Source organism: Sphingomonas sp. (assembly GCF_004799495.1).
Lineage (GTDB): Bacteria > Pseudomonadota > Alphaproteobacteria > Sphingomonadales > Sphingomonadaceae > Sphingomonas.
This window is the reverse complement of the sequence record NZ_SSMY01000012.1, coordinates 166406-177343: the sequence shown is the minus strand read 5'-3', so window position 1 is coordinate 177343 and position 10938 is coordinate 166406. Positions and strand designations below refer to the sequence as shown.

Sequence of the window (10938 nt, the reverse complement as noted above, 5' to 3'; positions counted from 1 at the left end):
CGGCGGCGGTCTGGGCGGCTTCCCGCATCGCGACCGCCGATTGCTCGGCAGCGGCGGCGACTTCGCTGGTCTTGCCGATCATCCCTCGCGCGGAGGTGGACGTGCGAACCGACTGATCGCGCAACGCATGGCTTTCCTGGCTCGAGCGCTCGACCACCTTGGCGATGCCATCGCGGAATTCGGCGGCAAGCGCTTCGCGCGCGGCCTGCGCGGCATGCTCGACGAAGCCATTGTACAAGGCGACGGTGATATCGCCTTCCATCGCCGACAGGCGCAGCAGGGTGTCGATCATCGTCGGCAAGCGCGGGTCGTCGCGGTCGACGCGGCGCATCAGGCTGTCGAGTGCGGCGCGATCGCTGGCGTTGATCATCGAGAGCAAGGCTTCGGGTTCGACCTTGCCGGCATAGGCGGCGGCGACCGAACGGGAGATCGATTCGACCCAACCGCGCTCGCTGGTTTTGAGGAAGCGGAGCTTGAGGAAATCGACCCCCAAGTCGATCATCTTGGCGGTCTCGTGCGGCGCCCACACGCGGTCGTCGGCGAAACAGCGCAGCCATTGCTGCCAATAGGCCTCGGAGATTTCGCGAATATCGGGCTCGATCACCGCCCAGACATCGCGGCTTGCAGTAGCGAGCGATCCGTCGAAATCGAAGATGCGCAACCGTTCGGACAGCCGGACCTTCGCGGCCATCATATCGGACGAGGGCAGATCGGTAGTGCTCAAGATCGGATGCTCCGGGCTAACGTCTGACGACGACGCAACAATTTACCGTCATGGGCTAGCCCGAGGTTGGTTAAAGAGAGGTTAGGATTTGGCGGACGACTTGCATCCCAAGGCACGAGGGGTAAGAGGGCGCACGCTTTCTTTTCTGGGGTATTTTCCTTGGCCACCACACCGCCGAAACCGGACCGCCCGCTTTCACCTCATCTCGGCCATTACCGGATGGGCCCGCACATGCTGACCTCGATCATCCACCGCATCACCGGCGACGGGCTCGCGATCGTCGGCGGGCTGCTGTTCACCTGGTGGCTGGCGGCGTTGGCGGCGGGCAAGGACAGCTACGACTGGTTCCTGTCGTGGTTCACCGGGCCGAGCTGGAACATCCTCGGCTATATCGTCGGGGTGGGGCTGACGCTCGCCTTGTTCCAGCACATGATGAGCGGCATCCGCCACCTCGTGCTCGACACCGGCGCGGGCTATGAGCTCAAGACCAACAAGACGAGCTCGATCCTGACCTTCGTCGGCGCGGTCGTCCTCACCATCCTGTTCTGGGGTCTGATCCTCAAGGACGTCATTTTCGCAGGGGCAAAGTAATGGGCGACGGTACCGAACTCGGCCGAGTCCGCGGCCTCGGCAGCGCACATGAGGGCGCGCATCATTGGTGGCGCCAGCGGCTGACCGCCGGCTCCAACCTGTTCTTCCTCGCCTGGTTCATGATCTCGCTGACTCGGCTCAACGGGTTCGATTATCTGTCGATCCACAGCTGGATCGGATCGGCCTGGGTCGCGGTACCGATGATCCTGCTCGTCATTTCGACGTGCTGGCACGCCCGCCTCGGGCTGCAAGTGCTGATCGAGGATTATCAGGAAGATGAAAGCCGCGTCGTCGGGATCGTCCTGCTCGAATATTTCCTCGCCGTGATCGCTGTGACCGCGATCTTCGCGATCCTCAAGGCGGCGCTGACGCCGGTCGCGGGATGAGCGACGCCTACAAGATCATCGACCACGCCTATGACGCGGTGGTGGTCGGTGCCGGCGGATCGGGACTGCGCGCGGTCATGGAATGCGCGCAGCATGGCCTGAAGACCGCGTGCATCACCAAGGTGTTCCCGACGCGCAGCCACACCGTCGCGGCGCAGGGCGGGATCGCGGCGAGCCTCGGCAATATGGGGCCGGATCACTGGACCTGGCACATGTTCGACACCGTCAAGGGGTCGGACTGGCTCGGCGACCAGGACGCGATCGAATATATGGTGCGCGAGGCGCCCGCCGCGGTCTACGAGCTCGAACACGCCGGGGTGCCGTTCAGCCGCACCGACGCGGGCAAAATCTACCAGCGCCCGTTCGGGGGCATGATGCAGAACATGGGCGAGGGGCCGCCCGCGCAGCGCACCTGCGCCGCCGCCGACCGCACCGGGCATGCGATGCTCCACGCGCTGTACCAGCAGTCCTTACGCTTCGACGCCGACTTCTACATCGAATATTTCGCGCTCGACCTCATCATGGAGGGCGGGGAGTGCAAAGGCGTGATCGCGCTGTGCATGGAGGACGGGAGCATCCACCGCTTCCGCAGCCATGCGACCGTGCTGGCGACCGGCGGCTATGGCCGCTGCTACCAGTCGGCGACGTCGGCGCATACCTGCACCGGCGACGGTGGCGGGATGGTGCTGCGCGCCGGCCTGCCGCTGCAGGACATGGAATTCGTCCAGTTCCACCCGACCGGCATCTACGGCGCGGGCGTGCTGATCACCGAGGGCGCGCGGGGCGAGGGCGGCTACCTCACCAATTCCGAGGGTGAGCGGTTCATGGAACGCTATGCCCCGTCGGCGAAGGACCTGGCGTCGCGCGACGTCGTCGCCCGCTCGATGGCGGCGGAAATGCGCGAGGGCCGCGGGGTCGGCCCGAACAAGGATTATATCTATCTGCACCTCGATCACATCGACCCGAAGGTGCTGCACGAACGGCTCCCGGGCATTACCGAGACGGGGAAGATCTTCGCGGGCGTCGACCTGACGCGCCAGCCGCTCCCGGTCACACCGACCGTGCATTACAATATGGGCGGCATCCCGACGAACTATCATGGCGAGGTCGTCCACCTGAAGGATGGCGATCCCGATGCGGTCGTCCCCGGCTTGTTCGCGGTCGGTGAGGCGGCGTGCGTTTCGGTCCACGGTGCCAACCGGCTGGGCTCGAACAGCCTGATCGATCTCGTCGTGTTCGGCCGCGCGACGGGCAAGCGCATCGCCGAGATCCTGCGGCCCAACACCAAGCACGGCGCGCCGATCACCGCCGCCGACGACAAGGCGATCGGGCGGCTCGATCATTTCCGCAACGCCAAGGGTGCCAGGCCGACCGCCGAGATCCGCGGCGACATGCAGCGCACGATGCAAAAGCATTGCGCGGTGTTCCGCGACACCGCGCTGCTCGACGAAGGCGTCGTCCACATGAACGCAGTGTACAAGTCGCTCGGCGACGTCGGGATCACCGACCGCTCGCTGATCTGGAACACCGATCTGGTCGAAACGCTCGAACTCGACAATTTGCTCGGCCAGGCGATCGTCACGATCCGCGGTGCGGCCAACCGCAAGGAAAGCCGCGGCGCGCACATGCACGAGGATTATCCCGAGCGCGACGACAAGAACTGGATGAAGCACACCATCGCGACGTTCGACGGCTGGGGCGGCAAGGGTGGGAGCGTGACGCTCGATTACCGCCCGGTGCACGACTACACGCTCACCGACGACGCGGAGTATATCAAGCCGAAGAAGCGGGTGTATTGAGCTTGGCCGAGGCGATTAGCGAGAGCTAATCGCCATCGCGCGGCCAAGCCTGGCCGGCGCTGCAAGGCAGCGGCCGACGGCATGGGCTTTGCCCATGCCACGTTGAAATCGCTTCGTCCCCACTTGACACTGCCCCGCCGCTAACCCCCTGATACGCGCGACAACCGGGGCCAGAATCAATGCGTAACCAGCTTTTTCGCCGTCTTTCCGCCGCCGCGCTGATCGCGGTCAGCGGCCTTGCGCTCGCCGGGTCGGCGACGGGCCAGTCCGCCACCTATACCCCGCCGCAGCACACCACCGGCTTCCCCGGGCTCGTCGGTGGCGAGAATCAGGCCGAGGTCGCGGCGTCGCTCGCGCTCGGGCCGGAGCTCGAACGCGACCGGTCGCCCAAATGGCTGCTCGACGACCAGCGCAAGCTCGACAAGTCGCTCGCCGCATTGGGGCCGCAGAAGCCGGGGCAGGTCGATGCCTATGTCGTCGTGGTCGGGCTCGACAGCGATCCGATCTTCGGGCGCGAGGCGCGCGAAGCGGGCAAGGTGCTCAGCCGCCGCTACAACGCGGTCGGGCACACGATCGTGCTCGCGGGCACCGAGGGCAGCGGCCCGTCGGCATTGCCCAACGGATCCCCGCGCAACCTCGCGGTCGCGCTCGCGCGCGTCGCCGAACTGATGGACAAGCAGCAGGACGTCGTCGTCCTCTATACCGCCGGGCACGGCGCCAAGGTCGGCCTGGCCTATCACGACGGCGACGACGGGTTCGGGATCATTCCGCCCGAACGGATGGCGCGATTGTTCGACGAGCTCGGGATCAAGAACCGCCTGCTGATCCTGTCGGCGTGCTTTTCCGGCATCTTCGTGCCGACACTGTCGAACGAGAATACCGCGCTGTTCACCGCGGCGTCGGCCGACCGGACGTCGTTCGGGTGCCAGTCGGACAAGGACTGGACGTTCTACGGCGACGCGATGATCAACCATGCGATGCGCGAACCCGTGCCGCTGGCAAAGGCGGGCGAGGATGCGCGTACCTTGGTCGCGCAATGGGAGGCGATGGGCGCGAACATGGGGATCATCCCGTCGCAGCCGCAGATCGCGATCGGCAGCAAGGTCGATACCTGGCTCAAGCCGCTCGAGGCGCGCATGCCCAGAACCGCAACCCCGATGGTCGGGCGGCCGGCGATCACGATCTTCACCGACGCGCCAAAATAACTCCGGCGAAAATGCTTCCAATGTAGGATTTCGGGTGTCAGCGTCCCGGCCTTCTCTTTCCCATCGTTGACGCAAACGGTCCGTCGCATGGTGTTGGTGACGTGGCGTGACTTTCGTGACCTTCGGTCCGCTCAGCCGCCCGCCTTCACCTCGGCGACGAGTTCCTTGCGGCTGAGCTTGCCGACCAGCGTCTTGGGGAGCGTCAGGCGGATATCGACGCGATCGATCCGCTCGTGATGCCCGAGTTGCGGGTTGAGCCAGTCCTTCAGTTCCTCCGGGGTCGCGGCCATGCCGTCGTTGAGCGTGACATAAGCGCGCGGCTGTTCCCCGCGATAGGCATCGGGCACCCCGATCACCAGCGCCTCCTTCACCGCGGGATGCTTGTAGAGCACCGCCTCGATCTGGCTCGGGAAGACCTTGAAGCCTGAGACGGCGATCATGTCCTTCAGCCTGTCGACGACGCGGATGAAGCCCTCGCCGTCGATCTCTCCAACGTCACCGGTGCGCAACCATCCATCGACAAACACCTCGGCATCGGCGTCGGGGCGGTTCCAATAGCCCTTCATGATCTGCGGCCCGCGCACGACGATCTCGCCGGACTCGCCGTCGGGTGGGGCGCGCGTCGGGTCTTCCTTGTCGACCAGCCGCACGTGCGTTCCCGGGATCGGCTGGCCTATCGTGCCGAGTTTGCCGTCGACGGCGTATGGGTTGCACGAAACGACTCCCGAACTCTCCGACAGCCCATACCCCTCGATCACCCGCGCGCCGGTCGCCGCCTCGAACTTCGCCTTGACCTCGGCGGGGAGCGGCGCGCCGCCCGAGATGCAATATTTGAGGCTCGAGAGATCAGCGCCCGCGAGCTTGGGGTGGCTCAGCAGCGCCTGGTACATCGTCGGCACGCCGGGCAGCGCGGTCGCGCGCGTGCGCTGAATCGCGGCGAGCACCTGCCCGCCGTCGAAGCGCGGCAGCAGAACGATCGTCCCGCCGTTCGCGACCGTGCGGTTCATCACGCAGGTGTTGGCGAAGACGTGGAACAGCGGGAGCACGCCGATGATGCGGTCCTCGCCGCCCGGATCGGGGTCCATCCCCTCGACCTGCCGCGCGTTCGCCGACAGATTCTGGTGCGTCAGCATCGCGCCCTTGGGGGTGCCGGTGGTGCCGCCCGTGTACTGGATCACCGCCACGTCCTTCAGCGGATCGACCGCCGTGTGGTCGCCCGTGCCGTCATTGGCGATCAGCTGGGAGAAAGCGATGATGCGCGGGTCGTCGGGGCGCTTTGTCGTCTCACGCCCCCGGAACAGGCGGTAGAAGAGCGACTTGGCGGCGGGGAGCACGCCCGCGACCGACCCGACGATCAGCCGCTCGACGCTCGACTGGTCGAGCACCTTGAGCGCGGTCGGGAGCAGCGCCGACGCCGACAATGTGAACAGCGCGCGCGTCCCCGAATCCTCGACCTGGTGCGCCAGTTCCTCGACCGTGTAGAGCGGCGAGAAATTGACCACCGTCGCGCCCAGCTTGAGGATGCCGAAATAGGCCGCGAGATAGTGCGGCACGTTGGGCAGGAACAGCCCGATGCGGTCGCCGGGGCCGTAGCCGAGCGCCTTGAGCCCCGCCGCCACCCGGTTCGCCCCGTCGAGCGTCTCGGCATAGGAATAATGACGCCCGAGGAAATCGATCAGCGGCTTGTCGGCATGGCGCGCGGCCGATTGCTCGAACATCGCGCTCAGCGACAGCGGCGGAAACTCGGTCGTCCATGGGGTCGGGTGACGATAGGCGGCTCCGCGCCAAATCTCTTCCGGATCGGTCATCGACGCCGGTGTAAGCGCGACCGGTTTAAGAGGCTACCCGGCCGGCGGTCCAGGTCAGCAGGAAGTTGATCGCGACGATCCCAAGATCGACCACCGCGTGCACGCGGTGCGGCGCGGGGTCGCTCGCCTGATGCGTCAGGATTTCGATGTCCGCGCTCGGATGCCGCGCGACCGCGACGATCGCGAGCAACGCCGCCGCTATCAGGATGGTCCGACCCCGCCGCATGCGTTCACCATAAGCGACGGCGAGCGCAACGACAAAGGGAATTTCGACGGAAAATCAGGCGGCGCGCGCGAACCGTGCGCGGTCGCGGCCGGCCTGCTTGGCGTCGAACAAGGCGCGGTCGGCACGGCGGTACATCGCTTTCCAGTCGGGCTCGCTGATCATCGGCCCGCTGCACGCGCCGATGCTGGTAGTGACGCTGATATCGAACGGCATCCGCGCGGTGCGCAGCCGCTCGAGCACCGTTTCGGGGGCCACCGGGCGATCGGCCGGGCACAGCATCGCGAATTCCTCGCCGCCCATTCGCGCGATCAGCGCGCCGGCGGGGGCCGCCTGGCGCAGCACACGGGCGAACACCCGCAGCACTTCGTCGCCGCCGTCATGGCCCAGCGTTTCGTTGACGTGCTTGAAATGATCGAGGTCGGTCAGGATCAGCACTTGCTCGCCGTCGCGCCCGATCGCCTGGCGCAGGAACGCGCGGCGGTTGAGCAGCCCGGTCAGCGGGTCGATATCGGCGAGGCGCGCGGCGATGACCTCGCGCTCGATCGCTTCGTCGCGCTCGACGCTGAGCAAGCGGATACGGTACGCGATCGCGAGCGTCGAGACGATCGCTTCGAACGCCATCGCCAGGATGGTCGAATTATCGATCCAGAAATTCCATCGCACCACCGCGATATTGGCGAGCAGGCGAACGGCGGCGAACAACAGCGGCGCGGCCCAGGCGATCGCGAACAGCCACAGGTGCGGGCTCCGCTCGGCCCGGGCGCGAATGATGATCGGCAATACCGCGACGATCAGTATGACGAAGCTCGCAGCATAGAACGCATCGAGCAGCTTGATCTGCCACGGCGCGAGCAAGGCGAACAACGCCATCGCGCTCAGCGCCAGCGCGGTCAGCCGGTTGGCCCAGCGCGATACCCAGCCGGCGGTGACCGACGGCGGGAAAAACGCCCGCGCGAACATCAGCGCGGTCGCCGCTGCCGCCGCCAGGAAGATGTAGTTGAAGCGCAGCCGGTCGTTGTTGAGCATCGCCGGATTGACCCACGCCAGCGCGCCCGACGAGGTGAAAGCGTAGCACAGGAGCGAGAGCACCATCGCGCAATAGGCGAGCTGGAAGCGGTGGCGTAGCGCCCCCCACATCGCGAGATTATAGATCAGCAGCGCGACGCACAGCCCGACGAACCCCGAATAGACTGCTGCCATCGCGATGTTCGCGCGCGACGCTTCGGACGCCGTCGCGAGCGTCGGCGCGATCAGGATGCCACGCAGGTTCGCGCTGCCGTCGACTCGCCACAGTAGCCGTGCCGGGGCGCCGAACCTGGGGTCGAGCCGCCACTGGATCATCGCGCCGAGCTGGAGATGGCGGCTGGTGGCATGGCCGTCATACGCCCAGCCGCGCACCTGACCGTTCGGGTAGAGTGCGTAGAGCGTGATGCGCTCCTGCCACAGGCTGGCGATCCGGACGCGTTCGCGGATCTGGACATCGGGGATCGTGCCGAGCGGTTGCGACAGGACCCAGTAATCGCCGTTGCCGAACCTGGTCTGCGGCGTCGCGCAGTCGAACCGTCCCGCGGCGCCAAGCATCGCCGCCGCCGTGTCGCCTGCCGCGACGCGCGCCACGCATACCGACAACGGGGCGCCGGTGACCGCGCTCTGCGCCTGGGCTGGCCGCGCGGCGATGCTCATCGCCAACGCGATCAGCACCGCGAGCAAGAGAAAAGGATGGCCGGCGCGCCGCATGGACCGGGCCTAACCCCGATCAACAAATTATTGGTAAATCACACGGTTGTCATAATGCGGGACGGCACGCGGCCGCCCCGGATCACGCTAGTTACTTGGCCTCGGCCTTGACGGGCTTGCCGCCCTTCTTGCCCGGCTTCTTCTTGGGCGCGGCGGCCTCGATCGCAAACGACAACGCGCCGTCCTTCATCTTGATCGTGACCTCGCCGCCATGGACGAGCTTGCCGAACAGCAGTTCCTCGGCGAGCGGCTGCTTGATCTTTTCCTGGATCAAACGGCCCATCGGGCGTGCGCCATAGAGCTTGTCGTAGCCCTTCGAGGTCAGCCACGCCTTCGATTCGTCGTCCAGGTTGATGTGGACGTTGCGGTCGGCGAGCTGGAGCTCGAGCTGGAGGATGAACTTCTCCACCACCCGCGCGACGACTTCGGGCGGGAGGTAGCCGAACGGGACGATCGCATCGAGGCGGTTGCGGAACTCGGGCGTGAACATCTTCTGCACCGCCTGTTCGTCCTCGCCTTCGCGCGTCAGGTTGCCGAAGCCGACCGTCTCGCGCGCCATGTCGCTGGCGCCCGCATTGGTCGTCATGATCAAGATGACGTTCCGGAAATCGACGGTCTTACCGTGCTGATCGGTCAGGCGCCCATGGTCCATGACCTGCAACAGGATGTTGAACAGGTCGGGATGCGCCTTCTCGATCTCGTCGAGCAACAGCACGCAATGCGGCTGCTGGTCGACCGCGTCCGTCAGGAGTCCGCCCTGGTCGAACCCGACATAGCCCGGAGGCGCGCCGATCAGCCGGCTGACCGAATGGCGCTCCATATATTCGCTCATGTCGAAGCGCTGGAGCGGGATGCCCATGATCGAGGCGAGCTGGCGCGCGACCTCGGTCTTGCCGACGCCGGTCGGGCCGGTGAACAGATAATTGCCGATCGGCTTTTCGGGATCGCGCAAGCCCGCGCGGCTGAGCTTGATCGCCGAGGCGAGCTTCTCGATCGCGTCGTTCTGGCCGAACACCACGCGCTTGAGGTCGGTCTCGAGCGTCGCGAGCGCCTGCGTGTCGTCCTTCGACACCGATTTCGGCGGGATGCGCGCCATCGTCGCGATCACCGCCTCGATCTCCTTGGTGGTGATCGTCTTCTTGCGGCGCGACGGCGGCACTAGCATCTGCATCGCGCCGACCTCGTCGATCACGTCGATCGCCTTGTCGGGCAATTTGCGGTCGTTGATGTAGCGCGACGACAGCTCGACCGCGGCCTTGATCGCGTCCGGCGTGTACTTGACCGAATGATGCTCCTCGAACGCCGAGCGCAGCCCCGCGAGGATCTTGATCGTGTCCTCGATCGTCGGCTCGTTGACGTCGATCTTCTGGAACCGGCGCAAGAGGGCGCGGTCCTTTTCGAAATGGTTGCGGAATTCCTTGTAGGTGGTCGACCCGATGCAGCGGATCGTGCCGCCCGACAGCGCGGGCTTGAGCAGGTTGGAGGCGTCCATCGCCCCGCCGCTGGTCGCGCCGGCGCCGATCACGGTGTGGATCTCGTCGATGAACAGGATCGCGTCGGGCAGCTTCTCGAGCTCGTTGACGACCGCCTTCAGCCGCTCCTCGAAATCGCCGCGATAGCGCGTGCCCGCGAGCAAGGCGCCCATGTCGAGCGAGTAAATGACGGCGGGCTTGAGCACGTCGGGCACGTCGCCCTCGACGATCTTGCGCGCGAGACCTTCGGCGATCGCGGTCTTCCCGACGCCGGGATCGCCGACATAGAGCGGGTTGTTCTTCGACCGGCGGCACAGGATCTGCACCGTGCGGTCGACCTCGGCCATGCGGCCGATCAGCGGGTCGACCTTGCCGGTCTTGGCCTTTTCGTTGAGGTCGACGGTGAACTGCTTGAGCGCGCTTTCCGACTTGCCCTTGTCGGACTTGCCCGGCTTCTCTTCCTCGCTCGTGCCCTTGGGCGTGGTGCTTTCGGCCGGCGCGCCGCCCTTGCCGACGCCGTGACTGATGAAGCTGACCGCGTCGAGCCGGCTCATGTCCTGCTGTTGGAGGAAATAGACCGCATAGCTCTCGCGCTCGCTGAACAGCGCGACCAGCACGTTCGCCCCGGTCACCTCGTCGCGGCCCGAGCTTTGCACATGGAGGATCGCGCGCTGGACGACGCGCTGGAAACCGCTGGTCGGCGATGGATCGGTCGCCTTGTCGACCTTCAGCGCATCGAGTTCGGTATCGAGGTAATTCGCGACCGTGCTGCGCAGATCATCGAGCTCGACACCGCATGCCGACATCACCTTCGACGCATGTTCGTCGTCGATCAGCGCGAGCAGCAAATGTTCGAGCGTCGCATATTCGTGACGGCGCGACGACGCGGCTTCGAGCGCCTTGTGGAGGGTGGTTTCGAGCGCGGAGGCGAAACTCGGCATTACACTATTACTCCTGACGGGCCGCAGGGACGCGCGGCCCTTTCCCTGA

Annotated in this window: 8 protein-coding genes and 1 pseudogene; 4 read left to right on the top strand and 5 right to left on the bottom strand. The window is 65.9% G+C overall.

Translation table 11 applies throughout. The features are described 5' to 3' along the window. Positions 1–724, bottom strand: a pseudogene (locus E7773_RS14675) (chemotaxis protein); the annotation flags it as partial. Positions 725–883: 159 nt separating this feature from the next. On the opposite strand from E7773_RS14675, the gene sdhC reads away from it, so the two are divergent. The 4 genes from sdhC to E7773_RS14655 all read left to right on the top strand — a co-directional run bounded on the left by sdhC (position 884) and on the right by E7773_RS14655 (position 4705). Continuing rightward, the gene (sdhC, locus tag E7773_RS14670) at positions 884–1315 is read left to right on the top strand and encodes a succinate dehydrogenase, cytochrome b556 subunit (RefSeq protein ID WP_293992712.1); all 432 of its coding nucleotides are present in this window, start codon (positions 884–886) and stop codon (positions 1313–1315) included. Beyond that, on the top strand, positions 1315–1701 hold the full coding sequence (sdhD, locus tag E7773_RS14665) for a succinate dehydrogenase, hydrophobic membrane anchor protein (protein WP_293992711.1): 387 nt from the start codon (positions 1315–1317) through the stop codon (positions 1699–1701). The genes sdhC and sdhD overlap by 1 nt, the downstream gene beginning before the upstream one ends. Continuing rightward, a complete protein-coding gene (gene sdhA / locus E7773_RS14660) occupies positions 1698–3500 on the top strand; it encodes a succinate dehydrogenase flavoprotein subunit (RefSeq protein ID WP_293992710.1) in 1803 nt (600 codons plus the stop codon). The genes sdhD and sdhA overlap by 4 nt, the downstream gene beginning before the upstream one ends. A 179-nt stretch (positions 3501–3679) precedes the next feature. Beyond that, positions 3680–4705, top strand: a complete 1026-nt coding sequence (locus E7773_RS14655; RefSeq protein WP_293992708.1) for a C13 family peptidase — start codon at positions 3680–3682, stop codon at positions 4703–4705. A gap of 131 nt (positions 4706–4836) precedes the next feature. Here the strand turns inward: E7773_RS14655 and E7773_RS14650 are convergent, their stop codons facing one another. The 4 genes from E7773_RS14650 to clpA form a co-directional block, all read right to left on the bottom strand. Continuing rightward, complete coding sequence (locus tag E7773_RS14650) at positions 4837–6513, bottom strand: long-chain fatty acid--CoA ligase (protein ID WP_293992707.1); 1677 nt, start codon at positions 6511–6513, stop codon at positions 4837–4839. A gap of 25 nt (positions 6514–6538) precedes the next feature. Further along, a complete protein-coding gene (locus tag E7773_RS14645; RefSeq protein ID WP_293992705.1) occupies positions 6539–6739 on the bottom strand; it encodes a hypothetical protein in 201 nt (66 codons plus the stop codon). Positions 6740–6793: 54 nt separating this feature from the next. After that, entirely contained in the window at positions 6794–8476 is a 1683-nt protein-coding gene (locus E7773_RS14640; RefSeq protein ID WP_293992704.1) for a diguanylate cyclase, read from the bottom strand. 91 nt (positions 8477–8567) lie between these two features. Further along, entirely contained in the window at positions 8568–10889 is a 2322-nt protein-coding gene (gene clpA, locus E7773_RS14635; RefSeq protein ID WP_293992702.1) for an ATP-dependent Clp protease ATP-binding subunit ClpA, read from the bottom strand. Between the last annotated feature and the right edge of the window lie 49 nt (positions 10890–10938).